Annotated in this window: 24 protein-coding genes and 1 other RNA gene; 7 read left to right on the forward strand and 18 right to left on the reverse strand. The window is 41.2% G+C overall.

The features are described from left to right. Positions 1 to 1,203, reverse strand: a complete 1,203-nt coding sequence (locus I2F54_RS12715; protein WP_195501396.1) for a C40 family peptidase — start codon at positions 1,201 to 1,203, stop codon at positions 1 to 3. A 171-nt stretch (positions 1,204 to 1,374) separates the two neighbouring features. Here I2F54_RS12715 and rnpB point away from each other — a divergent pair. Together rnpB and I2F54_RS12725 are read left to right on the forward strand one after the other, a co-directional pair. Then, positions 1,375 to 1,789, forward strand: an RNA gene (gene rnpB, locus I2F54_RS12720) — RNase P RNA component class A. Positions 1,790 to 1,882: 93 nt separating this feature from the next. After that, positions 1,883 to 3,202, forward strand: coding sequence for a YihY/virulence factor BrkB family protein (locus tag I2F54_RS12725; RefSeq protein WP_009121689.1), 1,320 nt, complete (start codon positions 1,883 to 1,885; stop codon positions 3,200 to 3,202). Between the two features lie 8 nt (positions 3,203 to 3,210). Here I2F54_RS12725 and I2F54_RS12730 read toward each other — a convergent pair whose 3' ends face one another. From I2F54_RS12730 to pstC, 6 genes are all read right to left on the reverse strand, one after another. Next, on the reverse strand, positions 3,211 to 3,750 hold the full coding sequence (locus I2F54_RS12730) for a nitroreductase family protein (RefSeq protein WP_087426498.1): 540 nt from the start codon (positions 3,748 to 3,750) through the stop codon (positions 3,211 to 3,213). Between the two features lie 110 nt (positions 3,751 to 3,860). Continuing rightward, the gene (locus I2F54_RS12735) at positions 3,861 to 4,463 is read right to left on the reverse strand and encodes a riboflavin synthase (RefSeq protein ID WP_118467331.1); all 603 of its coding nucleotides are present in this window, start codon (positions 4,461 to 4,463) and stop codon (positions 3,861 to 3,863) included. Positions 4,464 to 4,816: 353 nt separating this feature from the next. Further along, positions 4,817 to 5,512 (reverse strand): phosphate signaling complex protein PhoU, encoded by a 696-nt coding sequence (gene phoU, locus I2F54_RS12740; protein ID WP_009121686.1) that lies wholly within the window; start codon positions 5,510 to 5,512, stop codon positions 4,817 to 4,819. A gap of 158 nt (positions 5,513 to 5,670) precedes the next feature. Further along, the gene (gene pstB / locus I2F54_RS12745) at positions 5,671 to 6,426 is read right to left on the reverse strand and encodes a phosphate ABC transporter ATP-binding protein PstB (RefSeq protein ID WP_022218378.1); all 756 of its coding nucleotides are present in this window, start codon (positions 6,424 to 6,426) and stop codon (positions 5,671 to 5,673) included. A 21-nt stretch (positions 6,427 to 6,447) separates the two neighbouring features. Next, complete coding sequence (pstA, locus tag I2F54_RS12750; RefSeq protein ID WP_022218379.1) at positions 6,448 to 7,308, reverse strand: phosphate ABC transporter permease PstA; 861 nt, start codon at positions 7,306 to 7,308, stop codon at positions 6,448 to 6,450. A 6-nt stretch (positions 7,309 to 7,314) separates the two neighbouring features. Next, entirely contained in the window at positions 7,315 to 8,502 is a 1,188-nt protein-coding gene (gene pstC, locus I2F54_RS12755; protein ID WP_087412431.1) for a phosphate ABC transporter permease subunit PstC, read from the reverse strand. A gap of 231 nt (positions 8,503 to 8,733) precedes the next feature. Here pstC and I2F54_RS12760 point away from each other — a divergent pair, with 231 nt between their 5' ends. The 4 genes from I2F54_RS12760 to I2F54_RS12775 all read left to right on the forward strand — a co-directional run bounded on the left by I2F54_RS12760 (position 8,734) and on the right by I2F54_RS12775 (position 13,539). Beyond that, the gene (locus I2F54_RS12760) at positions 8,734 to 9,555 is read left to right on the forward strand and encodes a PstS family phosphate ABC transporter substrate-binding protein (RefSeq protein ID WP_087426495.1); all 822 of its coding nucleotides are present in this window, start codon (positions 8,734 to 8,736) and stop codon (positions 9,553 to 9,555) included. Positions 9,556 to 9,682: 127 nt separating this feature from the next. After that, entirely contained in the window at positions 9,683 to 11,422 is a 1,740-nt protein-coding gene (locus tag I2F54_RS12765) for a glutamine--tRNA ligase/YqeY domain fusion protein (protein ID WP_195501397.1), read from the forward strand. A 21-nt stretch (positions 11,423 to 11,443) separates the two neighbouring features. Continuing rightward, positions 11,444 to 12,859 (forward strand): tetratricopeptide repeat protein, encoded by a 1,416-nt coding sequence (locus I2F54_RS12770; RefSeq protein WP_195501398.1) that lies wholly within the window; start codon positions 11,444 to 11,446, stop codon positions 12,857 to 12,859. 35 nt (positions 12,860 to 12,894) lie between these two features. Next, the gene (locus tag I2F54_RS12775) at positions 12,895 to 13,539 is read left to right on the forward strand and encodes a DedA family protein (protein ID WP_009121677.1); all 645 of its coding nucleotides are present in this window, start codon (positions 12,895 to 12,897) and stop codon (positions 13,537 to 13,539) included. Between the two features lie 71 nt (positions 13,540 to 13,610). Here the strand turns inward: I2F54_RS12775 and tpx are convergent, their stop codons facing one another. Then, on the reverse strand, positions 13,611 to 14,114 hold the full coding sequence (tpx, locus tag I2F54_RS12780; RefSeq protein WP_022218383.1) for a thiol peroxidase: 504 nt from the start codon (positions 14,112 to 14,114) through the stop codon (positions 13,611 to 13,613). A 126-nt stretch (positions 14,115 to 14,240) separates the two neighbouring features. On the opposite strand from tpx, the gene I2F54_RS12785 reads away from it, so the two are divergent. Next, positions 14,241 to 14,816, forward strand: a complete 576-nt coding sequence (locus tag I2F54_RS12785) for an HdeD family acid-resistance protein (RefSeq protein ID WP_009121675.1) — start codon at positions 14,241 to 14,243, stop codon at positions 14,814 to 14,816. A 130-nt stretch (positions 14,817 to 14,946) separates the two neighbouring features. On the opposite strand, the gene I2F54_RS12790 is transcribed toward I2F54_RS12785, so the two are convergent. The 10 genes from I2F54_RS12790 to I2F54_RS16215 all read right to left on the reverse strand — a co-directional run bounded on the left by I2F54_RS12790 (position 14,947) and on the right by I2F54_RS16215 (position 25,536). Next, positions 14,947 to 15,543, reverse strand: coding sequence for a master DNA invertase Mpi family serine-type recombinase (locus I2F54_RS12790; RefSeq protein ID WP_009121674.1), 597 nt, complete (start codon positions 15,541 to 15,543; stop codon positions 14,947 to 14,949). Positions 15,544 to 15,751: 208 nt separating this feature from the next. Beyond that, the gene (locus tag I2F54_RS12795; protein ID WP_009121672.1) at positions 15,752 to 16,339 is read right to left on the reverse strand and encodes a sugar transferase; all 588 of its coding nucleotides are present in this window, start codon (positions 16,337 to 16,339) and stop codon (positions 15,752 to 15,754) included. A 15-nt stretch (positions 16,340 to 16,354) separates the two neighbouring features. Next, a complete protein-coding gene (locus I2F54_RS12800; RefSeq protein ID WP_195501399.1) occupies positions 16,355 to 17,584 on the reverse strand; it encodes a DegT/DnrJ/EryC1/StrS family aminotransferase in 1,230 nt (409 codons plus the stop codon). A 53-nt stretch (positions 17,585 to 17,637) separates the two neighbouring features. Next, a complete protein-coding gene (locus I2F54_RS12805) occupies positions 17,638 to 18,582 on the reverse strand; it encodes a glycosyltransferase family 2 protein (RefSeq protein ID WP_118047588.1) in 945 nt (314 codons plus the stop codon). Positions 18,583 to 18,585: 3 nt separating this feature from the next. Next, positions 18,586 to 19,857, reverse strand: a complete 1,272-nt coding sequence (locus I2F54_RS12810; RefSeq protein ID WP_118047587.1) for a hypothetical protein — start codon at positions 19,855 to 19,857, stop codon at positions 18,586 to 18,588. A 12-nt stretch (positions 19,858 to 19,869) separates the two neighbouring features. Further along, positions 19,870 to 21,135, reverse strand: coding sequence for a nucleotide sugar dehydrogenase (locus I2F54_RS12815; protein ID WP_118047586.1), 1,266 nt, complete (start codon positions 21,133 to 21,135; stop codon positions 19,870 to 19,872). 46 nt (positions 21,136 to 21,181) lie between these two features. After that, positions 21,182 to 22,150, reverse strand: a complete 969-nt coding sequence (locus I2F54_RS12820; RefSeq protein ID WP_118047585.1) for an SDR family oxidoreductase — start codon at positions 22,148 to 22,150, stop codon at positions 21,182 to 21,184. Positions 22,151 to 22,168: 18 nt separating this feature from the next. Further along, on the reverse strand, positions 22,169 to 23,212 hold the full coding sequence (locus I2F54_RS12825; RefSeq protein ID WP_118047584.1) for a glycosyltransferase family 4 protein: 1,044 nt from the start codon (positions 23,210 to 23,212) through the stop codon (positions 22,169 to 22,171). A 29-nt stretch (positions 23,213 to 23,241) separates the two neighbouring features. Beyond that, positions 23,242 to 24,306: a glycosyltransferase family 4 protein gene (locus I2F54_RS12830; RefSeq protein ID WP_181993211.1), complete on the reverse strand. Its 1,065-nt coding sequence runs from the start codon at positions 24,304 to 24,306 to the stop codon at positions 23,242 to 23,244. A 48-nt stretch (positions 24,307 to 24,354) separates the two neighbouring features. Then, positions 24,355 to 25,536 (reverse strand): O-antigen ligase family protein, encoded by a 1,182-nt coding sequence (locus I2F54_RS16215; RefSeq protein ID WP_229097184.1) that lies wholly within the window; start codon positions 25,534 to 25,536, stop codon positions 24,355 to 24,357. Positions 25,537 to 25,549 lie beyond the last annotated feature (13 nt).

A 25,549-nucleotide genomic window follows, 5' to 3' on the forward strand; every position in this document is an offset into this window, starting at 1 on the left:
TCATTTATAGTATTCGTTAGTTTCCGTCGTATTTAATCCCGCTTCCTTATTTATATAAGGTAACACGCGCGTAGCAAACAGCAACCGTCCGAGATTGTACTCATCAAACAATTCGTCCGCCGGGTCGAAGCTGCTGATATGCACATCACCCTGTGAATGAATAAAACGCTTGCCGCCGATATACATGCCCACATGCACGACACGTTCTTTACGTTCCGGGGTTGCTTTGCGGCCGAAGAATATCAAATCACCCGGCTGCAGGTTGGAGAAATCGGATGCAATGTCTATATGCTCGCCCACATAAGCCTGCTGGGAAGCATCACGTGGAATAATGATGTCGTGCATGAAAAGTATGGTGCGCATGAAACCGCTGCAATCCACACCTTTCGATGAAGTTCCCGCCCAAAGATAAGGTATTCCCATCATCGTGTGCGCCGTACGAATAATATCGGCCGCATCCTGCTTCAAGCCGGAACGCCATTTCTTCTCAGGCATGGCTATGGATTTGGAGATGTAACCCTGACGGCCGTCGGGATAGGTCACTTTGTAAAAAGCTCCTTTGCTCCCTTCCCATTTCAAACGGTTGCCTGCCGCAACATCCGAAATCGTCTGTGAGGTCTGGTCCGGTTCGGAATATACAAAACCGTAATGAGCCGTCACAACAATCTTTTCCGCGCTGTTCCATGCAGCCATTTCTTCTTTTGTCACGGGATGTACACCTACGCGGTGCACCCAGGCGATATAATCGTCGGGAGTTTGAATACGTATCCAGCCGTCGCGCTGCAACACACGCACGGGCATTCCCATCAAGCCCTGCGTCATCATTTCCGATGAGAAATCCGGGGATACGCGCAGGTTTGCCACAGAGACATTGATAATGCCGTACGTTTTGCCTTCCAAATCCTTCCCGTCGGGAAGCACTTTGAGACAATCCATTACGGTATATCCTTTTTTTGCCAGTTCTTTCAGCAAAACAGTCTTTGCCTCCGCCGAGGTAGTAACACCGCGCAACATCACATTTTTACCGGAGAAAGAATAATCTATTTCCAACAACGCCACACGCTTATCCGGTGCGAACTGTTTTTTCAAACTATCGGTGAGTTGCGCTACCTCTGCCGGTATATCACGGTCGCCGGATTCCGAAGCGGCTGCGCAAAGAGTTATCAAGAGAAATACTGCTAAGAATGAGGCAAACTTTTTCATGGGCTATATGCATTTGGGAGTTATTAATGTTAGCAAAGCTAACAATTTATTCCGAAAGAGATACATATTTTCAGTGTTTTTAAGAATTTACGCAAATAAAAGGCCGATAACAAACAAATCGCCAATCACTGACCGCCAATCACCAAAAAATTCCTATCTTTGCGGGACAAAGCAGTTGGTCGGTTTGTCGCTTGCGCCCTGTGCGTATGAGGAAAGTCCGGGCAACACAGAGCATCCTACTTCCTAACAGAAAGCTGTCCGCGAGGGTAGAGTAACGTAGAAGAAAATAACCGCCATGCTCTTCCTGAGTATGGTAAGGGTGAGAAGGTGGGGTAAGAGCCTACCGGCCTTGTGGTGACACAAGGGCTGTACGTCTTGGGAGTTGTAAGGTCATGTAAACCGACGCTATGAGAGCTGCTCGCTCCATGTCGGAGGGTAGACCGCTAAAGCCGGTATGGCAACATACGGCTCAGATAAATGACAGACACTTCTTGAATGAAGAAGGAAGAATGAGGAATGAAGAATTCCGAAAACGACCTCTTCCGGAACAGAAGAACAGAACCCGGCTTACAGACCGACTGCTTTTTTAAATTAAAAATTAAAAGTTGAGAATTGGGAAATAAAGGCTTTTCGGCCTACTGTCATTTTTCAATTCTCAATTCTCAATTTTCACTTTAGCATGAACAAGCGTATCGCCACCCTTTGGAAGTTCCTGACATACGACATTTGGCGTATTACGGAAGATGAAGTCACCAAAACGACTTTTTCCTTATATAATATCATCAAAACCATTTATCTCTGCATCAACCGCTTCACCAAAGACAGGCTTGTGAACAAGGCGTCCGCGCTGACATACAGTACCTTGCTGGCTATCGTACCCATTTTGGCCATTGTGTTTGCCATCGCACGCGGGTTCGGTTTCGACAATCTGATGGAGAGCCAAATCGTCAAAGGTTTCGGCGGTCCGTCGGAAACGACGGAGGTTATTTTCCAATTCGTCAATTCCTATTTGTCGCAAACCAAGAGCGGCATATTCATCGGGGTGGGTTTAATCATGTTATTGTGGACGGTGCTCAACCTGATTAACAATATGGAGATTACTTTCAACCGCATCTGGCAGGTAAAGAAAGCGAGGAGCATGTACCGCAAAATCACGGACTACTTCTCCATGCTTCTGCTGATACCGATTCTGCTGGTAGTTTCCGGCGGTCTTTCCATATTCATGAGTACCATGCTGAAGAATGTGGCTGACTTCACCCTGCTCGCCCCCATCGGTAAGTTCTTAGTCCGTCTCATACCTTTCGTTTTGACATGGTTCATGTTTACGGCACTGTACGTCTTCATGCCTAATACAAAAGTGAAATTCAAACACGCGCTGATTTCGGGAATTCTGGCAGGTACGGCACATCAGGCCTTTCAGTTCCTTTATATCAGCAGCCAGTTGTGGGTATCCCGCTACAATGCCATCTACGGCAGCTTTGCGGCGCTCCCCATGTTTCTGCTGTGGTTGCAAATATCCTGGACCATCTGCCTCTTCGGAGCGGAACTGACGTATGCCGGACAGAACATACGGAACTTCAGTTTCGATAAGGACGCGCGCAATATCAGCCGCCGTTACCGCGATTTTATCTCCATCCTCATCATGTCTCTTGTAGCCAAGCGTTTCGAAAAGAATGAACCGCCCTACACTGCCGAAGACATATCCGAGGAGTGCCAGATTCCCATACGCCTGACCAACCAGACCCTGTATGAGTTACAGGAAATCAATCTGCTGCACGAAGTAGTGACCGATACCAAAAGCCAGGACATCGCTTACCAGCCCTCTATGGACATCAACAAGCTAAACGTCGCTTTCCTGCTGGACAAACTGGACACCCACGGTTCCGAGGACTTCAAGATAGATAAGGATAAAGAATTCCACGGGCAGTGGGAAACACTGATGAAAGCACGGGAAGAGTACTACAAAAGCGCAAGTAAAGTGTTGCTGAAAGACTTATAGCGATGCCATTAATAATGGTTGTACGAAACAACCTTATCTTTAGATTTTCTTGATTTCTTCCGTTTATCTTTCGCCGGATAACCTATCGTTATGTCAAGCAACAGACGCTTATTGGCGGGAATGCCCGTAAGCTTCTTAATCTCCTTTTCATCGAACCAGCCCAAGATACACGAACCCAGCCCCTCGCTCTCGGCAGCCAGCGTGATATGGGCGGTAGCAATACCGATATCTATCAGGGGGAAATACTTGTCCTTAATCTTAGCGCCCAAGAAAGAAGTGATATTCATCGATTCTTCCACAACCAGAATATGTATCGGAGCGTCTTTGGCAAACTTATTCATCCCCAACCCGGCAGTAGCCTTACCCACTTTTACCGACAGCTCCGGGTCTGTGATTACCACAAAACGCCACGGCTGGGCATTGCAAGCCGAAGGCGACAGCCGGGCCGCTTCCAAAATACGTTCCAACTTCTCCGGCTCTACCGCACGGGACATATCATAAGCCCGGTCGCTTTGGCGTGAAGCGACCAATTGCAAGAAATCATTCATAATGAGTTATGAGTTATAAGCTATAAGTTATGAGTCATGAGTGGTAAATGCCTGTGCTTATAAAAAGAAAGCACCCGCGAATTATAACTTATAACTCATAACTTATAATTCTATTTATATTGTATCATTCTACTGATATACTTACCGATAATATCGAACTCGAGATTCACTACGCTACCCACCTTGAAAGTATGGAAATTGGTATGTTCGAAAGTATAAGGAATAATGGCTACCTGGAACGTGTTATCCGTAGGATTGCATACAGTCAGGCTGACGCCATTTACGGTAACGGAACCCTTATCTACGGTGATATAACCGCGCTTTGCCATTTCCTTATCAAACTCATACCGGAACGTAAAGTAATAACTGCCCTCGGCATCCTTTATATCCACGCAAGTTGCCGTCTGGTCTACGTGTCCCTGTACAATATGTCCGTCCAGGCGGCCGTTCATCATCATGCTGCGTTCTACATTCACCTCATCGCCTACACTTAACAAACCGAGATTGGAACGGTCTAAAGTTTCCTTCATCGCCGTCACCGTATAGGTATCATCCGTCATGCTGACCACCGTAAGGCATACGCCATTATGGGATACACTCTGGTCTATTTTTAATTCATTCACGAACGAACACTTGAAAGTAAAGTGTACATTTTCTTGGTCTTTCACCATAGCCACCAGCGTGGCGCATTCTTCTACTATTCCGGAAAACATAAGCCTATACATTTTTAAGTTAGATACTATCCTTATCATGGATGCGGCAAAGATACAAAAAGGGTCTCATATAGAAATGAAAAAAAGGAAGCTTTTCACAAAGCCTCCTTTTTCAGTTTTCAATAGGTATTAGTTTTTTTTTAAGGTAAAAAGATTGTTTTCAGGATAACGTTGCAAATATAGCCGCTTTTCAGGATACCAACCAAATTAAAAAACATGTCTTATAACATCTTTTCCTTGATTCTTTTGATTTTATTATCATTTCAAAGCACTTTTCTACATCTGCAATCGTTTTCAATGGACAAATATAGGGTTATTTTCCATTAAACACTAAAAATATCCTAAAAAGTTATCTATTTCTTATCATTCGGATAGTGTTCGTCTGTACGTCCGCTATGTTTTAACACTTTGGCGTCGATAAAGAACACGATTTCCTCGGCGATATTCGTAATGTGGTCACCGGAACGTTCCAGTTTACGGAACACACTGACCAGATTCAGACAGGAGAGCGCACTTTCGGGGTGCTTGCTGATATAGTCGGAAAGCACGGCAGTGGCGTTCGCGTTGATTTCGTCCAGCAGATTATCTTTGGCAAACACCGCGGTCGCCATCTCCTGACTCTCTTCCTGGAGAGCTTTTTTGGCAAGCTCCAGCATAGACAACACCTGGTTTATCATCTCTTCCAAGCGCAGCCCTTTTACCAGCTCGTTGTCCAAAACAGGTTCCTTGCAGTTTATGGCAAAGCGGGCTATCCCCTCGGCAAAGTCGCCCAAACGTTCCAGGTTCGTATTGATTTTGAGCATGGCAAGTACAAAGCGCAAGTCGATGGCGACAGGATTATAGAGGGCTATAATATCTTCTATATCACTGTCTATTTTGAGTTCAAAGGCGTTGACACGACGTTCGCGCACCAATACCTGCTGTGCCAGTTCGCGGTCTAAAGTCAGTACGGCTTCTCCTGCGCGGTCAAGCTGGTTATACACTAAAGTCCACATTTCGTCTATTTCTTTTTTCAGCAAGACGAGCTCTGATTCGATAAACTTTACCATAATGTTTCTTCTATTTCAAAATTATCAATTCCATAATCATATCACTTGTTTCAACGCATGACACTGTTCGTACCAAAGGGCGGTACCGTCCGTACCAACGCATGAAACTTCCCGTACCAAAGCGTGGTACCGCGCCTGCCAAAGCACGGAACAGTCCGTTACCCGAAGCGTCCCGTTATATAGTTCTGCGTCTCTACCTTATCGGGATTAGTAAAAATCTTTTTGGTATCGCCGAACTCCACCATCTCACCCATATAAAAGAAAGCCGTACTATCGCTTACGCGGGCAGCCTGCTGCATATTATGGGTAACGATTACAATGGTGTATTGCTTCTTCAACTCGTGGATAAGTTCCTCTACCTTAGCCGTGGAAATGGGGTCGAGGGCAGACGCCGGCTCATCCATCAACAGGACGGACGGAGATACCGCCATGGCACGGGCTATGCAAAGGCGCTGCTGCTGTCCGCCGGAAAGGGCGTAAGCAGACACCTTGAGCTTGTCTTTCACCTCATCCCATAGTGCCGCCCCTTTCAGGGTCTCCTCTACCCGCCGGCGGATAAAAGCATTGTCGGTAACGCCGTTTACACGCAATCCGTAGGCCACATTCTCAAAAATGCTTTTCGGAAAGGGATTGGGACGCTGGAATACCATACCTACATTTTTGCGAAGTTCGTCCACCTGCACACCTTTCTTATATATGTCCTGACCGTCGATAAGAATCTCACCGGTCAGGCGGGTGTCGGGTATCAAATCGTTCATACGGTTCAGCAAGCGGAGAAAAGTGGACTTACCGCAACCGGAAGGTCCGATGAAAGCCACAACCGACTTCTCCGCGATATCCATGCTGATACCTTTCAAGGCATGGAAGTCGCCATACCAGAAATTTACATCACGCGTTTCTATTTTATTCATCATGCCGTTCATGATTTTATTGATTTAGTTCATTTTGATTTTCTTCTCGAAATATTTCCGCAGAGCATTGGCCAGCAGATTTACCAGAAGGATTATCAGTATCAAGACCAAGGCCGTTCCATAGGCAATAGGCAGCTGGGCTTCCATATCCGTACCGCTGGTGGAGATGACGTACAGATGATAGGGCAACGCCATGCACTGGTCGAAAATACTGCCGGGCAATTGCGGCAGGAAATAGGCTGCGCACGTAAAGAGAATAGGTGCCGTCTCTCCGGATACACGCCCCAGAGCAAGAATCAGGCCGGTGATGATGTTGGGCATTCCCATCGGCAGAATCACATGCCAGATTGTTTGCAGCTTGGTGGCTCCCAAAGCGCGGCTGCCCTCACGCAGACTGTCGGGTATCGCCTTCAAAGCCTCTTCGGTAGTGCGAATCACCAAAGGCAGGCTCAACAGTCCCAAGGTAAGCGAACCCGCCAGGATGCTGTCGCCAAAGTCCATATAGTTGACAAACAATGCCATGCCGAAAAGTCCGAACACGATGGAAGGTATGCCGCTCAGGTTGTTCGTCATCATACGGATGAAACGCACAATCCAGCCCTTAGGCGCATATTCGTTCATATAGATGCCGCTCATCACCCCCACCGGGAAAGCGAACAACGCGCTACCTGTCATCAGGCAAAAAGTACCGACGATGGCAGGCAGGATACCGCCGGATGTCATGCCGTCTGTCGGGGCACCCGTCAAGAACTCCCAGTCGATGACTCCTATACCTTTGTATATGATAAAACCGAGAATGGCAAAGAGGATGCCTACCACACTCAGACTAAGCAAACGGAACAGTCCGAACGCGATGTTTTGCGAAAGATGTTTTCTACTGATCATATCCTTTTACTTTCTTTTGCCCGAAGATACAGCTTCTACCGTGAAGTTTATCAACAAGCTGATAAAAAACAATACGACTCCCAAGAGGAACAATGCCTCGTAATGCGCGCCACCCGCCGGCGCTTCGCCCAGTTCGGCGGCAATTGTGGCGGGAATCGTGCGCAAAGGTTCCAAAATGCTATGGGGAATTACGGCAGCGTTTCCCGTCACCATCAGTACCGCCATCGTTTCGCCGACAGCACGGCCGATGCCCAGGACAACCCCGGACGTAATGCCTGATATGGAATAAGGTATCACCACCTTATATATGGTCTGCCACTGTGAAGCGCCAAGCGCCAGACTGGCTTCGCGCATAGCCCGCGGACAGTTGCGCATGGCATCCTCCGTCACCGTGATAATGGTAGGCAACGCCATGATGGCGAGCACGATACTTCCTGCCAGTCCGCTCTCGCCGACAGGCAAATCGAACACTCTCTGCAGCAAAGGCACTATCACAATCAACCCGAAGAAACCGTAAACAACGGAAGGAATACCGCTCAGCAGTTCTATCACCGGCTTCATCAGATTCCGTATCTTATGGTCAGCCACCTCGGACATATAAACGGCCACCGCCAGTCCGAACGGCAAGGCTATGAGAATGGCGAAAAGGCTTACCCACAACGTACCCGTTATCAACGGTAAGAAGCCGAACTGGGGAGCAGGTGTAGCCGTAGGAAACCACTCGGCTCCCGCAAAGACGTCTTTCAGCGAAATGGTGTTGTCCCGCAGCAAATGAACGGAGTCGGGACGGACAATGAACTGCCTCGGCACAAAAGCCACGATGCCCGGCGTGCGTTCCACCAAGTCCGTGATGCATGCGCCTGCATTTTCGTAAGATGCTCCCAACTGTTCTTCCGTATAATACCGTGTAACATCTTCCAAACGAAAAAGCCGGATAGGGAGATTCTCCCCACCGACTTCCCGCCAATTTGTTATCTCTTCATCGAAAACATCCTTTATCTGTACCGGAGTAAGTTCACTTACCTTATTGTCCTTATTTAACGCCAAGACATACCCCTCTTCGATTACCCGGCTATGGAACAGCCCCACCGCTTCGGAAAAGAGGAATAAGACGATAAGCACAATAGTAAGACTTGTTACAAAACCGCTACAAGCCAATATGCCCTCTATAATTTTCTCAAAAACTTTTTTCATATTGCCTACTTTTTTCTGTGCGCAAAGAAAGGGGGTAGATATTAAGGCAGTGTGACTATCGTTTGAAAGAAATGTTTCAAACATATTACAAATTTGTTACAATAAACACAGACCCGCCGTATGTAACAACTTTGTAACATGCGTTGTTTTAATTTGCAGCGAAATAAAAACAGCGGGAACATACCTCCATACACTATTGTTGTTTAAGTATCGTCCCAAAAACATTAGAATATGATGAAGCATTTATTTCTGACCATCTTCGCATTGGCATTTGCCGCTACCGACATTCAGGCGCAGCGCATCAAAGGCAGCGACACCGTCCTGCCCATCGCACAGCAAACCGCCGAACGCTTTATGACATTGAATCCCAATGCCCGCGTCACCGTCACCGGAGGCGGAAGCGGGGTAGGCATTTCCGCCTTGCTGGATGAAACGACCGACATCGCAATGGCTTCCAGAGGCATCAAATTCAGCGAGAAGATGAAAGCGAAAGCAGCCGGAGAAGAACTGGAAGAAATACCGGTAGCCTATGATGCGCTGGCCGTTGTCGTACACCCGTCCAATCCCGTAAAGCAGCTCACCCGCCGACAGTTGGAAGATATCTTCCGCGGTAAAATCACCAATTGGAAGCAAGTAGGCGGAGACGACCGCAAAATAGTGGTCTACTCGCGTGAGACCTCTTCCGGCACATACGAATTCTTTAAAGAAAGCGTACTGAAAAATAAGAATTACATGAGTAGCAGCCTTTCCATGCCCGCCACCGGAGCCATCATACAATCCGTCAGCCAAACGCGCGGAGCCATCGGCTATGTGGGTCTTGCCTATGTATCGCCCCGCATCAAGACCCTTGCCGTATCTTACGACGACAAGCACTTTGCCGCTCCCACCCTGGAAAACGCCATCAATAAAACTTATCCCATCGTACGCCCGCTATATTATTATTACAATAAGAAAAGCTCCGGCCTTGTAGACCCGCTGTTACAGTTCGTATTGTCACCCGCCGGCCAAGAAATCATTAAAAAGAGCGGATACATTCCTATAAACGAAGAATGAAAAATGAATAATGAATAATGCAGAATGAAAAACGAAGAATGAGGAGCGAGAAATTCTTCATTCTTCATTCTTCATTCTTCATTATTTTGCGCTATCTTTGCGCCACTATACGAATAATAATAGCATTATGGCAGAAATAAAAAGCGAAGAAACAAGCGAAAAGAAGAGCCTGAACTTCATTGAACAAATAGTAGAGAACGACTTGAAAGACGGTAAAAACGACGGAAAAGTACAGACACGTTTTCCGCCGGAACCCAACGGTTATCTTCACATCGGACATGCCAAAGCCATTTGCCTGGATTTTGGTATTGCCGCCGCACATGGCGGTGTCTGCAACTTGCGTTTCGATGATACCAACCCCACCAAAGAAGACGTGGAGTACGTAGAGGCTATCAAGGAAGATATTCAATGGCTGGGCTACCGGTGGGGCAACGAATACTATGCTTCCGACTATTTCCAACAGCTATGGGACTTCGCCATCCGCCTCATCAAAGAGGGCAAAGCGTATATCGACGAGCAGACATCCGAACAGATCGCCGCTCAAAAAGGTACTCCTACCCAACCCGGAGTAGAAAGCCCGTACCGTAACCGCCCCATTGAAGAAACTCTCGACCTGTTCCAAAAAATGAACACCGGAGAGATTGAAGAAGGCGCCATGGTGCTCCGTGCCAAGATTGACATGGCAAGCCCCAACATGCACTTCCGCGACCCGATTATCTATCGCGTCGTGAAGCATCCGCACCACCGTACGGGTACTGCATGGAAAGCTTACCCGATGTATGACTTCGCTCACGGACAAAGCGACTACTTTGAAGGTGTAACCCACTCTCTGTGTACACTGGAGTTTGTTCCTCACCGTCCATTGTACGACTTGTTCGTAGATTGGGTGAAAGAAGGTAAGGATTTGAACGACCACCGTCCTCACCAGTACGAATTCAACAAGCTCAACCTGAGCTATACGCTGATGAGCAAACGAAACCTGCTGACTTTGGTAAAAGAAGGTCTCGTCAACGGTTGGGACGATCCCCGTATGCCGACCATCTGCGGTTTCCGCCGTCGCGGCTATTCACCCGAGTCCATTCATAAATTCATCGATAAAATCGGTTATACCACTTATGACGCTCTCAATGAGTTCGCGTTGCTGGAAAGCGCCGTACGCGAAGATTTGAATGCCCGCGCTACCCGCATATCCGCCGTATTGAATCCGGTGAAGCTTATCATCACCAATTACCCAGAAGGACAGGTTGAGGAAATGGAAGCCGTCAATAACCCGGAACGTCCGGAAGAAGGCAGTCACAACATCGAATTCAGCCGCGAACTGTGGATAGAACGCGATGACTTTATGGAAGATGCTCCCAAAAAGTACTTCCGCATGACACCCGGACAAGAAGTTCGCTTGAAAAGCGCGTACATCGTGAAGTGTACCGGTTGCAAGAAGAACGATGCGGGAGAAATCACAGAAGTATATTGTGAATACGATCCCGACAGCAAAAGCGGTATGCCCGGAGCCAGCCGTAAGGTAAAAGGCACAATTCACTGGGTAAGCTGCGCACACTGCCTGCAAGCCGAAGTCCGCCTTTACGACCGTTTATGGAAAGTAGAGAATCCGCGCGACGAACTGGCCGCCATTTGTGAAGAAAAGAATTGCGACGCGCTGACAGCCATGAAGGAAATGATAAATCCGGACTCTCTGAATGTATTGCCATGCTGCTATATCGAAAAATACGCTGCCGGCATGAAGCCCCTCTCCTACCTGCAGTTCCAGCGTATCGGTTACTTCAACGTAGACCGTGACTCTACGCCGGAGAAAATGGTATTCAACCGCACCGTAGGCCTGAAAGATACTTGGGGTAAAATCAATAAATAATATAAGGAGTAGAAATAGTTAATGAGTAAAAAGAACCTGTTGTCCGGAAGAGACAAGGAATTGCAAGAACTTGCAGAACAATATGAAGCCGCGAAAGCTGAAAATAAGCCTATCTATCTGGACGCAGACGATTTAGCCGACCTTGCCGACTGGTATGCCATGCACGGGAAAAGCGAACAAGCTACCGAAGTCGTAGAGTACGGTTTAAGCTTACACCCCGACAGTACCCCTCTACTGGTGGAACAGGCCTATCTCTTCATGGATGCCCAAAACAGAGAGCAAGCCAAACTGGTAATAGAGCGAATATCCGAGGATTACTCTTCGGAAGTGAAGGTACTTAAGGCGAATATTCTCTTGGGTGAAGGTAAAATAGATGAAGCGGAACAGCTTCTCGACACCATAGAGGACAAAGAGGAGTTAGCCAATATTGTCGATGTATCCTATATGTATATCGATATGGGTTATCCCGTTAAGGCTTTACCATGGCTGGCCAGAGGCTCTGAAAGATACGCCGAGGACGAAGCATATCTGGCCGTAACAGCCGATTGCTTCCATGCGCAAGGTTTGAATCAGAAAGCCGAAGCGTTATATAATAAGCTGATAGATAAAAATCCTTATTCGGCTCCTTACTGGTTCGGCTTGGCGCGTTGCTATTTCGAACAGCAGTTGTTTGACAAAGCCATCGAAGCCTGTGATTACGCAATCGTGGCAGATGAAGAATTTGCCGAAGCCTATATCATGAAAGGTCATGCTTTCTACCAATTGGGCAATGAAGAAAGTGCATTGGAGAACTATACTTTGGCCGAGAAATATAAGGCTATCAACCCTGATTTTCTCCAAATGTTCATCGGGCTTAATGAAATATCCAAAGGGCATTGGGAAGAGGGATACCGGCATCTTGAGTCTGCCATACAAAGCAAGGATACCGATTCAACGATACTGCCTTCTTTGTATGCTCACGCAGGGAATTGCCTCTATAAATTAGGGAAGAAGCGTAAAGCCGGCCAGTATTTCAAGAAATCCCATGAAATAGACCCGGAAGATGTGGACTCGTATCTGATTGAAGGACGCATGTATATGGAAGACGGTGACTTTGACAAGGCCGTAAAAAAGTGGGCTTTGGCTTTAGAGCGTGCACCGTATGCCGATACGTGGAATGAGATTGGGATATACAGCATGGAACTCGGCCAACTGAACCATGCCCGGATGGCCTTCGAACATGTCAAGGAACTGGAGCCCGATTTTGAAAATATCAACGAAAAGCTGGCATCTCTTTATCTGCTGCTTAAAGACAAAGAGAACTTCCAGAAGTACAACCAGCTTTGCAAACGTCCGTTCCAACTGGAAGACTTGAAGAAAATAGAAGAAATGCTGGAAAGTGAAGATAAAGAGGAGTTGGCACAAGCGATGAAGAACATCCTGAATGCACTACAATAAGAATGTAAACAAACCATTAATCACAAGTATAGAATATGGAATCATCAGCAGAGCTCATTAAATGGGTATTAGAGAATTTGAATTATTGGGTGGTCACAATCTTTATGACCATTGAAAGTTCATTTATCCCGTTCCCTTCGGAAGTCATCGTACCACCGGCCGCGTGGAAAGCAATGACCGACGATAGTATGAACATCTTCCTTGTTGTTCTTTTCGCAACCATCGGCGCAGATCTCGGCGCACTCATAAATTATTATCTTGCACGTTGGCTGGGTCGCCCTATCGTCTATAAATTTGCCAACAGCCGTTTGGGACACATGTGCCTGATTGATGAAGAGAAAGTACACCATGCCGAAGAGTATTTCAGAAAACATGGCGCTGCATCCACATTCTTCGGACGCCTCATCCCCGCGGTACGGCAGCTTATCAGTATTCCGGCCGGACTGGCAGGCATGAAGTTAGGGCCATTCCTGCTTTACACGACGCTCGGTGCCGGAATATGGAATGCGATACTGGCTCTGCTCGGTTATTTCATATACCGGTTTACGGACATTAAAACTACGAATGATGTCTATATACTGGCCACGAAGTATAGTCATGAAATCGGTTACGTCATTATAGCAGTTACGGTATTAATTGTAGGTTTCCTGATTTACAAAGGAGCGAAACAGAAAAAATAATAAATGGAAAAACGGTGGATAAAGATAGTCTTCATCCACCGTTTTTCATTATATAGCTAAGTCTAAAAGGCTTATTTCTTAACTGCCTCAATCGCTTTATCATAATCCGGCTCCTGCGTAATTTCCGGAACCAACTCTGTATAGGCAATCTTTCCATCCTTACCGACAACAATTACCGCACGAGCCAGCAAACCGCTCAACGGACCGTCTGCCATACGCACGCCATAGTTTTCATCAAAATCCGAGAAACGGAAATCGGACAAGGGAATAACATTCTCTATGCCTTCCGTTGTACAGAAACGAGCATGTGCAAAAGGCAGGTCTTTGGAAATAGCCAGTACCACCGTATCCGGCAAACCGGCGGCCAATTTATTGAATTTACGCACGGAAGTAGCACATACACCGGTATCCAAACTCGGGAAAATATTAAGAATTACATTCTTGCCATTCAGTTCTTTCAATGAGAAAGAAGACAAATCCGTCTTTACCAATTCGAAATCGGGGGCAACTGTCCCCACTTTTATAAACTCACCGATTACTTTCACCGGTTGTCCTTTAAATTTTGTTGTAGCCATAGTTTTATCAATTTATATGATATAGTAACAAACCGAATACAGAAAATGTTCAATGGAAACTTTTCAATCCGTAGATTGTTACTTTCCCAACGAACTTATAATAATCATTTTTAAATTAAGATTCACATGAAAACAATTTTTGATGAACTGAAACAGGAAGTGAAGAACTGGTGGATTTCACTTATTCTCGGAATCCTGTATGTTGTGGTAGCTTTGAGTTTAATGTTCTCCCCTCTTGACGGATATGCGGCATTAAGTATTTTATTCAGTGTTTCCATGCTGGTCAGCGGTTTGCTGGAAATCTCCTTTGCGGTAAGTAACCGTCGAAGAGTGTCCAGTTGGGGCTGGTATCTGGCGGGAGGTATCATTGATATGATTTTAGGATTCTATCTGATAGCCTATCCTCTGTTAAGTATGGAAGTTATTCCGTTTATTATCGCCTTCTGGTTGATGTTCCGGGGATTTTCATCGGTAGGTTACGCCATGGACTTAAAAAGGTATGGAACGAAAGACTGGGGTTGGTACATCGCATTGGGCATCCTCGCCGTTATATGCTCGCTTATTATTCTGTGGCAGCCGGCGGTCGGAGCTATCTATGCAGTTTATATGATTTCGTTTGCATTCCTTATTATAGGATTCTTCCGTATCATGCTGTCCTTCGAGCTAAAGAATCTGCACAAACGGAGTTCTCAGAGCGCATAATTCGCCGCAGATTACACTGATTTGTACAGACGAGATATCCCTGAGCAAGCCTCAACAGTTTTAAGTCAGTCTGTAATAATCGGTATAATCCGCAGTGAATCATAACACATTCCGGTTGGAGATTTCCGGCTTATCTTTTATGATGCAGAAAACGGAACATGGTTGTTCTGGACACTCCCATTCGTCGGGCGAGTTCAGAACAGGATGTTCCGTTCGCCTGTTCTTTAAATAATTCCCTTTTATTCTCCGCAAGTATTCTCATCTTGGGCATATACCCCTTTTGGCGCCCTAACCGCTTTCCTTCCTGCTTTCTACGGGCCAATGCTTCTTTGGTACGCATCGAAATCAGATTACGTTCTATTTCAGCCATTAAGCCGAATGCAAATCCCAGAACCTTACTGTTGATATCGTTCTGAAAGACGTATCCTTCTTTAGTACTATACAATATAACCCCTTTTTTGATGCACGAATTAAGAATAGTCATAATCTCAAGTAATGTGCGGCTTAGCCGTGATATCTCCGTTACAATTAAAGAATCACCGGGACGCATCCTGTCCAGCACTCCCGATAATTTACGCTCTTTACTACTGACGCTGCCGCTAACTGTCTCTGTGTACCACTTGTCAATACTCATACCGTTTCTCTCTGCGAAACGTATAATCTCCTCTCGTTGGTTTTCCAAAAATTGTCTTTCTGTACTTACTCTTAAATAAGCTACTACTGCCATAAATTTTGTTGTTTTTTTATTGGTTTAACGTCACCAAAGAACGGCTATTCCAATAAAAATGCCAACGCCTCCATGCATATCCTTTACAAAAGGATTCCAAAAATGAAGGATAGGGTAAAAAAACTCCCGGCTGTATTCGGCAACCGGGAGTTCTCTTTCAAATTCCAATAATATGTAGGATGTACTCCTTCCTCATAAACGATTTCTATCAACGTACGATACTCCAAAATGTCAAAAAGATGATTTTGAAGTATTCTTTCAGAGAACGATTATTGATATACTTCATATTATACCTGATTTTATCAGGCATAATCAATTCCACATAGGCCTTATCCGCATCATCCGCTTGCCCCAATATCGTATTTTCATCAACATATTCTATCGAGGCGTAATCTGTTATGCCCGGTCGTACAGACAGAACTTTGCGCTGTTCTTCCGTATAGAGGTCAACATATTTGCGTACTTCAGGACGCGGCCCTACCAAACTCATATCTCCTTTCAGAACATTAAATAATTGGGGCAACTCATCCAATTTATACTTCCGTATAAAATAACCGATACGGGTTATTCTCGGATCACGTCCACCTACAGTAATCAATCCCTGTTTATCGGCTCCTACACGCATCGAACGGAACTTATAAACATAGAAGTCCTTACCATAACGCCCTACACGCAATTGACGGTAAAATCCACCGCCTCTACTTTCCAAACAAATGGATATATAAAGAAGAAGAAAGACCGGAGATAATAGAAGTATGCCCAGAAAGGAGAAGAAAATATCGAAGAAACGAATCATAGACTTACAATGGTATCACTCTATAGTTTTATCACCTGCCACCTTGCGATATGCCGCTTTTACGGTATCAATAATAAAAGCTAACTTTTCTTCATCCAATTGCGGATATATAGGCAAAGATATTTCTCCCTTAAAGTTCTCGTAAGCTTGAGGATAATCCTTTATATCATACCCCAAAGAATTGAAGAATGATAACATTGGCATCGGGATAAAGTGAACATTTACAGCCACTTCACTTTTGGCTATTTCATCAATCATCCGATCGCGCTGTTCTTCTGTAAAATCCTTGATACGTAGGGCGTAGATGTGGTAGGAACTTTCTTTATCGCCCTCTATCGAAGGGGGCACAATAGCCCAATTACAGTTTTCAAAAGCTTGGGTGTAAGTATTGAATACTCTTTTTCTCTCTTCGAGCAGTTTAGGGTATTCCCGTATCTGTGCGAGACCGATGGCAGCATTTACATCCGCCATATTAATTTTCATCCCTAAGCCAACAATGTCATAACGCCAACCACCCGCTTTAGATTTGGAGAAAGCGTCTTTAGTCTGGCAGTTCAAACTCATCATACGAAGTTCTTTGTACAACCCGGCATTGTCAAAGGGCATGGGCAGATTCAAACAAATGGCACCACCTTCGGCTGTTGTCACGTTCTTTACTGCGTGAAGAGAGAAAATGGCAACATCCGTTTCACAACCGGTACGCTGATTCTTACTGTATTGCGCTCCCAGTGAATGGGCCGCATCATTCATTACAAGGATACGCCCCAACTTTTCTTGTACCGGACTTTCCGCTTTGAACATTTTCTGTATTTCAGATGTGTTTACTAGCTTCATGATACAATCGTAATCACACGGAAAACCTGCAATATCTACAGGGATAATAGCTTTCGTTCGCGGAGTAATGGCTCTACGAATGGCATCTACCGAAATATTGAAATCCGCACCGGAGTCCACCATAACGGGTTTAGCGCCTGCATGCAACACCGCCAACGCCGTAGCGCTATATGTATAAGCCGGAACGATAACTTCATCCCCGGCTTTCACTCCCAGCCAACGAAGCATCATAATGGCTCCCGAAGTCCAGGAATTTACACAAAGCACTTCTTTTGCACCGGAAAAAGACTTTATTTCTTCTTCCAACGCTTTTACTTTAGGTCCGGTGGTTATCCAACCGGAGCGTAAGGAATCAACCACTTCATTGATGACAGTGTCATCAATGTAAGGGGGAGAAAATGGTATTTTCATGATTAAAAACTACTTTAATTTAAAAGGTTGCAAGAATTTATAGTAACTATTATTTAGAAAGGCAATCTTATAAGACCATACAGAGAGCCTACCCCATACATCAGATGCAATGAAATCGCAAGACTTTCTAAAATTATTAATTCTAATGGACTGTATACCTTAGATTTCCATATAAAAGCAATAAATCCTAAAACTAAATGAAACAATAAAATTGCATAAAACAAAAATGGAGCTATTAAATACGACATAATTAGAGATAAAACAAAAATAAGTGGAATCAAATGATTAATGTGAAAAGAATTACTTTTGATAATCCAATAGCCATTCCAAAACCCTTGCTGTAAAAACTTATAAAATGTAGTCCTACTATGATATATAGCTTTCATACGTGCGGAAGTCAAAAATTTATATCCAGCTTTAACTATTCTTTGATGTAGTTCAATATCTTGATTTCTATTCAGTTTTTCATTAAAGCCACCAACAATATTAAATATACTCTTACGATATACAGCATAAACAGCAGTACTCGTATAAGTGTCTTTAGTCACACCTATACGAAACAAAGAACGCCCAACCCCCATTGGGTTTGACAGTACTATTGCAATCATTCGTCCTATAACAGAATTAGCTTTTGTAATCAATGTTCCACCAACGGCAGCAATCGCATCATTTTTCCTTAAATACTCAACCCCCACTTTTATATATCCTTCTAACAGCTCAGCATGTGCATCGGGCCTAACAATATATTCACCTTGTGCCAATCGAATAGCCTTATTCCAACCACTTGCTAAAGTTTTTTGCGGATTATTTTCTATTCGATACAGTATATTTTTCTGCTTGAGATAATCTATGACTATTTTTCTAGTTTTATCAACACTTAATCCATCAACAATTATTAATTCCCATTGTTCTCCCTCTTTAAACTGATTAAGGACTGAATCAATACAAGCTATAATGTTTTTCTCTGCATTTCTAACTACAATAATTACACTAACCATCTTCTATACATTAATATAACATAAAATTCTTTTACCTAAATAAACTGAATCAAAAAATATTTTCTTTCCATCACAGCTCCATTTAGGATGCAAATCACATCTCGTTTGATCATGAAATTTTAAAGGTGTAAAAAATCTCCCTAGTATTGTTAAATGTTTATTTCTCAAGTTATAAGAGAACAATGTTTGCATTCTTGCTTTATCCGGGTATGTATCAAATATCATATTATCACCAAAAACAGAAGGATGACCATCACCAAAAACAGAAATTATATTATCACCTATTACATGAATCTTTCCTGTAACAACATTGATTCGATAATATTTATCACCAATTTGATGTTGCCTCAAATAAGCTATAATATTTTTATCATCCTCCCAACAACAGTGACTAACCATTCCATCTGCAGCTAAAAGCTTCAATCTTGCAGCATTCTTATCACATACAATTAATCTATCAAATTTTACTCCACCTATAAAATAACGATGCAGAAACATAAACATCTCTCCTGAAGGTGAAGACATTATATGATTAACTTTATGTATAATAGTAGAATTGGCAGGGGAACCCAACAATGGGCAGCAAGATAATATTCTTTCTATGCTTAATAGTAATTTAATATCACCTGTTTTCAAATCTACTCTAAAAATCCCATCATCATATAAACTTTCAGGTAATTTATAAGGCAAATGATTAAAATATCCATAATCCGGTCTCATAACTGCCAATCTATCAAAATTTAAAGAATAAGCATTTCTCCAACCGTCTAATTCATAAATAGGAGCCATTATTTTCCTCGCGTGTAAGGTTTCAATATTTACAATATAAGAGCAATAATGGCTATCTTCATCTATTGAATTATAAATGAAATTAAAGTTATCTATCCACTGTAGTTTAGTCCCTTGTTGCCAATTATAAGTACAACTATCAAAACGAGCAATAATTTTATGTGTAGACAATTCATATAATATTACTTGAACTGGATATTTAGGAGACGGCAACTTTGAGGTTTCCCTAATTGTAGATTGAAATATTATATGCGTATTCGATTGATTAATCGGAGATTTATCATAATAACCAAAGAAAGTTTCTCTATCACCATCGCAAATGGTATGTATAGAGTAATCTGAAATAACGATTTGGGTTTCACGATAACACCAGTAGTTTAATCTTTGATAACCAAGCTTGAGAAAGCGTTTCAACTGAGGAAAGCGTGAAAAAAAATTAGCACAATTCCTTTCAAATAAAGAATACTGATTCCTATTCTGACGCATAATAACTATTAGCTATAATCTACCATCTACCAGTTTTTTATCTAACAGTCCCTTAACATCATACAACACAGTTTCACTACTAAATAGGCTCTCCATTTTTAGGGACATAAATGTTTCGTGAGCCACAGCTAAAATAATAGCATCATATTTTTCTACAGGTAGAATATTGCAAACTTTTATACCATATTCTTTATCAACACTTTCTTTATCTGCCCAAGGATCGAAAATCGTTATATTCAAATTATACTCTTTCAATGCATTATAAATATCTATGACTTTTGTATTACGAACATCCGGACAGTTTTCTTTGAACGTAAAACCTAAAATCAAAATATTCGAATATAATACTTGGATACCTTTTTTGAGCATCAACTTTATTACCTGATTGGCTACATACTCACCCATACCATCATTCATACGACGCCCCGCTAGAATTATTTCCGGATTATAGCCATAACTCTGTGCACATTGAGCCAAATAATAAGGGTCAACACCAATACAATGACCACCAACTAACCCCGGCTTAAAAGGTAAGAAGTTCCATTTGGTGCTTGCAGCTTCCAATACATCTTGTGTATCAATACCCATAAGAGTAAATATTTTAGATAATTCATTCACAAAAGCAATATTGATATCACGCTGAGAATTTTCTATAACTTTGGCAGCCTCAGCAACTTTAATAGTAGGTGCCAAATGAGTACCAGCTGTTATTACAGAAGCATAGACCTCATTAACTATTTTTCCTATCTCAGAAGTAGAACCGGAAGTCACTTTCTTTATTTTCTCAACAGTATGATATTTATCACCGGGATTAATACGTTCTGGAGAATAACCTGCAAAAAAATCTACATTATACTTTAAACCTGAAATCTTCTCCACAACAGGTATACACTCATTTTCTGTCACCCCCGGATATACAGTGGATTCATACACTACAATATCACCTTTAGAAATAACTTTTCCAACAGTAGTGCTTGCAGCATAAAGAGGCGTTAAATCAGGATTATGATTTTTATCAACAGGAGTAGGTACCGCCACTATATAAAAATTACAATCACGTATATCTTCTACAACAGAACTACACTTAAAACCACCAGCTATTGCAGACTGCAACAAATCATCAGAAACTTCAAGTGTAGCATCATGACCGGTCATAAGGGCATCAACACGGGCTTTGTTCATATCAAAACCAACTGTCGGATATTTAGTAGAAAACAGACGAGCCAAGGGGAGTCCTACGTAACCGAGACCGATCACGGCAATTTTTATTGTATTCATAAATTATTAATGATTAAATATCAGTTATAAAATCAAGAAATATAAATCAAATGTTATTCCAATACCACTTAACAGCCTCTTTAAGTCCATCACGCATACTATACTGCGGTTCATAATTCAAGAGTCGTTTTGCTTTTTCAATACAAGCCAAAGAATGAGGAATATCTCCTTGTCTATTAGGTCCATGTAGAATTTTTACATTAGCTATTATTGGATCAAATTCACTCAGAAACTCTTTCAAATACTCTACCAATTGGTTTAATGTCGTACGTTCACCATAGGCTGTATTATATACTTGATTAACAGCCTCTAAATTTTTTGTCGTCATTGCAAGCATATTCATTTGAACAACATTGTCAATATAGGTAAAATCACGACTATACTCACCATCACCATTAATGATTGGAGATTCATAAGAAATTAACTTTTTCACAAACAAAGGGATTACAGCTGCATAAGCTCCAAACGGGTCTTGCCGACGCCCAAAGACATTGAAATACCTCAGACCGATAGTCTCTATCCCATAAATCTTTGCAAATACATCAGCATATAATTCATTTACATATTTAGTAATTGCATAGGGAGATAAAGGTCTGCCTATCACATCCTCCATTTTAGGCAATAATTTACTATCTCCATAGGTAGAAGAACTTGCTGCATATATAAATCGTTTTACTCCAGCATCCCGTACTGCAAGCAACATGTTTAAAAAGCCATTTATATTCACTTCATTGGTAGTAACAGGGTCTTTTATTGAACGTGGAACAGAGCCTAATGCTGCCTCATGTAACACATAATCTACACCTTCAACAGCCTTTTTACAGTCGTCCAAATTACGAATGTCACCAACCAATAATTTAAAAGCATTGGGATAAGCATCTAATAGTGGTAACAAATTCTCTATTTTTCCTGTTGCAAAGTTATCCAAACAAACAACTTGATATCCCCGAAGCAACAAATGCTCACAAAGATTAGAACCGATAAAACCAGCCCCACCTGTAACTAAAACATTCATAAAATAATAGGATTTTAATTATAGCGATTCATATAAATCCGAATAATTAATTGCCATCTTCTTGGGAGAAAACGAAGAAAGCCATTTTTTATTAAGATTTAAGCCAAAAGAATTATCTTTTTCTAATAGCTTTACTGCCCTAACTAATGAATTAATATTTTTCAAATCAAAAAAACAAACTTCAGTTTCTGTAAAAAGTTCCCTAAAAATAGGAATATCCGAACATAGAACTTTACAAGAATATATCGCAGCTTCCATTATTGCTAAACCAAATCCTTCACTACGACTTGGAGAAGCATAAATATCATAAAAAGGAACAAAACGATACGCCTTTTCTTGATATCCCAAAAATAAACAACGATCATCCACTTTTAATCTTAACGCCTGATCTTCCAATTCTTGTCTAATAAACCCATCTCCTACAATTAGCAGTTTATAGTTATCAAGCATTGGAAGAGCTTCTATAAGTAAATCTACGCCTTTGCGTCGAGTTAATTTACAGTTTATTCCCAATAGCCTGGCCTCTCCTTTAAATTCCATAATCTGTGCTTGAAGTTCCGTACTTATCTCGTCACTCATATTTATACTGCGACCATTATATATAAAAGCCAATTTCTTAGGAGATATCCAATGAGAATAATACTTTACAGCATTATTACTTAAAGTAACAATCTTATCAATCCTAGATGTTAGTAAATACAACCAAATATAAGCAAAAAATCCACCTTTTAATCGGCCAAAATTATAAATAAAATCATCTAATATATAAGCATGAATTGTAGATACGAATTTAGTCTTACATCTAATTAGAGGTTTATGTAGAAAGGTATACATATCAGGACGTAACCCATGAGAATGAATTATATCATAATTTGAAAAAGGTATAGATTGATAAAATGAAATTCTCTTAACTTGACAAGAAAAAGACAATTCCGGCTCTTTCCCATCAAAATAATAAATATAACAAGTATGTCCTATCTTTTGTAACTGAGATACTAATTCAGAAACAACAACTTCAGGTCCTCTATTTATTAAAGCAGATAGAATAAAAGCGATACGCATAAGTATTTAAAATATTAGTAAATTCAAAATTACTTTTCAAACAAATCAATCCATTTCTGCATAATAATTTCCCTTTCATACTTCTGAGATTCAACTTTTGCATTTCTCCCCATTTCAATCATCATATCTCTATTTGAAATTAATTTCATAATAGTATTAGCCAATTCTTCTATATTACTCTCGGGAACCAGAAATCCATTTAAACCATTATTGATCAAATCCTTAGGACCGCACTTACAATCATAAGAAATAATAGGTAGTCCGTAAGACATCGCTTCTAACAAAACCATTGGCAAACCCTCATATCGTGATGTTAAAACAAAGCAAGAACTATTACAATATATTTCTCCTATATTCTTAACAGGACAATGAATAACAACAGATGAAACTAGATTATACTCTTGTATTAATCCCAATAACCAATCTCTCTCTTCTCCATCGCCATAAATGAAAAGTTTCCACTCCGGATAAGTTTCATGTACTATTTTAAAAGCTTTAATTAATCTGTCAAGTCCTTTTTGATATGAAAGACGACCAATAGACAAGAGTTCTTTCCTACTAAAATTTGAACATTCAGATATTGAATGTATAAAATTCGGAATAACACTTACATTAGAAAGCTGATACCAAGATAATTTATCTTCTTCAGTCAAAACAATAAAATGTTCAAACTTTTTTGCTATTTTAATTTCACATTGTGTTCGGTACCAATCTACCAAGAAAAGTAGTCCTTTTCTTTTCTTAGCAAGTCGATATCCTTTTGAAAAATGAAATTCTAATATTTTCTTACTTTGGTCTTTTAGCTTGGGTAAGAAAGATGCTTCATTTTCAAAAGTTGATATTATGATATCTGGCTTGTATTTAGTAACTATTTTTTTTAAAGATTTCTTATGTTTGTACTCTTTAAAGTACAATGTCATAATCTTTAGGAACAAAGAATTATATTCAGAATAATTCACTCCCAAATCAATATGTGTTATATTATTTTCTAACTGATAAAAGGTCGGCTTATCTTGTTGCTCCGTAGTTAATATAAAAACTTCAAACCCCTTTTTAGATAAGAAATTAGCTTTTTCCACTATAATTCTTTCCATCCCCCCTGAATTACAAAGCGAATGTATACAATAAAAAATTCTCATACACTAAAATCGGTTTAAAGATATAGTTATATTATTATCTAGTAAATGTCCAATAAACAATGGAATAATAACATGTGGAGAAAAAACACTAAAACCAAAATACGGTTGAGTTATTCCCCAAATAACTAAAAAAGCGAGAATTGCTTTAGAAAAAGGTTGGGAATAATAATAGACGGTTAATAATAAAACAATAAAAAATATTGTTACAAAGACTCCATAATTAGCTGTAGTCTGTAAAATAAAATTATGTGCGATTGCTCCATCAGGATAAATATTAGAATAATGTTTCACTTCCTCACCATATCCCAATAAGGGATGCTCTTTAATTAGTTTCATAAATCCATATAGTAAATCTTCTCTTGCATGGTCATCATCAATATCACGTAATGCATAATCTGGATTAGTTAAAATCCAGTAAAAGACACCAGCCAATAGGATAACAAGAATAAAAAAGAATATTTTATATCTATTTTTTACTGTTCTATTATAGTATATCAAGAAGCAGGTCATTACAATAAGAGCAACAAATGCTGTTCTAGAAGCAGATAAAACTAAACAAACAGATAATAATATAAACAATATCGTTTTAATAACAAATGGCATTTTTTTATAGTACAACAATAATAATAGCACACATAAAAGAATACCATAAAAATTACGATGTAATGCCAAGCCACTAAATGTCGCATATCCACCTTCTACAGTCATAAAAAAAGACATTCGCAAAAATGGAAAACATAATAAAAATAACGGAAACAAACTCCACAACAGCAAACTGTAAAATATCACATTAAGATGTTTCAAACTGAATGTATATTGCTTTATTGTATCAAACATTATGAAAAAAGAAATAGGTATGCCCATAAGAGCAAATCCTCCTGATTTAAATCCATTAATTACAATAGAGAAAAGAAAAGCTATATAAACCAATAAAATACAAAAAATCACCATTTTATTATAAATATAGCGTTGGATTATTAGTATTAGAAAACCGCATATAATTAAGTTTACCAATGAGCCTAAATGCCAAATAGTAGTCAATGTTGTTGGTGATAAAAAAAGATATAAGGGTGATGCAGACCACATCGGCAACAGAGTCAGAAAAAAATCAAAATATAAAAGAACAAGAAAAAGTTTCTTAACACTGATTTTCTGTCTTCTATAATCTACTGGAATAAATCTCATTTATGAATAGAAA

Origin of the sequence: Bacteroides clarus (genome assembly GCF_015555825.1) — a bacterium.
Taxonomy (GTDB): domain Bacteria; phylum Bacteroidota; class Bacteroidia; order Bacteroidales; family Bacteroidaceae; genus Bacteroides; species Bacteroides clarus.

Bases quoted from the DNA above. Each gene is read 5' to 3' on its own strand.
- I2F54_RS12715 (WP_195501396.1), bottom strand. From the start codon at position 1,203: ATGAAAAAGTTTGCCTCATTCTTAGCAGTATTTCTCTTGATAACTCTT.
- I2F54_RS12725 (WP_009121689.1), top strand. From the start codon at position 1,883: ATGAACAAGCGTATCGCCACCCTTTGGAAGTTCCTGACATACGACATT.
- I2F54_RS12730 (WP_087426498.1), bottom strand. From the start codon at position 3,750: ATGAATGATTTCTTGCAATTGGTCGCTTCACGCCAAAGCGACCGGGCT.
- I2F54_RS12735 (WP_118467331.1), bottom strand. From the start codon at position 4,463: ATGTTTTCCGGAATAGTAGAAGAATGCGCCACGCTGGTGGCTATGGTG.
- phoU (WP_009121686.1), bottom strand. From the start codon at position 5,512: ATGGTAAAGTTTATCGAATCAGAGCTCGTCTTGCTGAAAAAAGAAATA.
- pstB (WP_022218378.1), bottom strand. From the start codon at position 6,426: ATGATGAATAAAATAGAAACGCGTGATGTAAATTTCTGGTATGGCGAC.
- pstA (WP_022218379.1), bottom strand. From the start codon at position 7,308: ATGATCAGTAGAAAACATCTTTCGCAAAACATCGCGTTCGGACTGTTC.
- pstC (WP_087412431.1), bottom strand. From the start codon at position 8,502: ATGAAAAAAGTTTTTGAGAAAATTATAGAGGGCATATTGGCTTGTAGC.
- I2F54_RS12760 (WP_087426495.1), top strand. From the start codon at position 8,734: ATGATGAAGCATTTATTTCTGACCATCTTCGCATTGGCATTTGCCGCT.
- I2F54_RS12765 (WP_195501397.1), top strand. From the start codon at position 9,683: ATGGCAGAAATAAAAAGCGAAGAAACAAGCGAAAAGAAGAGCCTGAAC.
- I2F54_RS12770 (WP_195501398.1), top strand. From the start codon at position 11,444: ATGAGTAAAAAGAACCTGTTGTCCGGAAGAGACAAGGAATTGCAAGAA.
- I2F54_RS12775 (WP_009121677.1), top strand. From the start codon at position 12,895: ATGGAATCATCAGCAGAGCTCATTAAATGGGTATTAGAGAATTTGAAT.
- tpx (WP_022218383.1), bottom strand. From the start codon at position 14,114: ATGGCTACAACAAAATTTAAAGGACAACCGGTGAAAGTAATCGGTGAG.
- I2F54_RS12785 (WP_009121675.1), top strand. From the start codon at position 14,241: ATGAAAACAATTTTTGATGAACTGAAACAGGAAGTGAAGAACTGGTGG.
- I2F54_RS12790 (WP_009121674.1), bottom strand. From the start codon at position 15,543: ATGGCAGTAGTAGCTTATTTAAGAGTAAGTACAGAAAGACAATTTTTG.
- I2F54_RS12795 (WP_009121672.1), bottom strand. From the start codon at position 16,339: ATGATTCGTTTCTTCGATATTTTCTTCTCCTTTCTGGGCATACTTCTA.
- I2F54_RS12800 (WP_195501399.1), bottom strand. From the start codon at position 17,584: ATGAAAATACCATTTTCTCCCCCTTACATTGATGACACTGTCATCAAT.
- I2F54_RS12805 (WP_118047588.1), bottom strand. From the start codon at position 18,582: ATGGTTAGTGTAATTATTGTAGTTAGAAATGCAGAGAAAAACATTATA.
- I2F54_RS12810 (WP_118047587.1), bottom strand. From the start codon at position 19,857: ATGCGTCAGAATAGGAATCAGTATTCTTTATTTGAAAGGAATTGTGCT.
- I2F54_RS12815 (WP_118047586.1), bottom strand. From the start codon at position 21,135: ATGAATACAATAAAAATTGCCGTGATCGGTCTCGGTTACGTAGGACTC.
- I2F54_RS12820 (WP_118047585.1), bottom strand. From the start codon at position 22,150: ATGAATGTTTTAGTTACAGGTGGGGCTGGTTTTATCGGTTCTAATCTT.
- I2F54_RS12825 (WP_118047584.1), bottom strand. From the start codon at position 23,212: ATGCGTATCGCTTTTATTCTATCTGCTTTAATAAATAGAGGACCTGAA.
- I2F54_RS12830 (WP_181993211.1), bottom strand. From the start codon at position 24,306: ATGGAAAGAATTATAGTGGAAAAAGCTAATTTCTTATCTAAAAAGGGG.
- I2F54_RS16215 (WP_229097184.1), bottom strand. From the start codon at position 25,536: ATGAGATTTATTCCAGTAGATTATAGAAGACAGAAAATCAGTGTTAAG.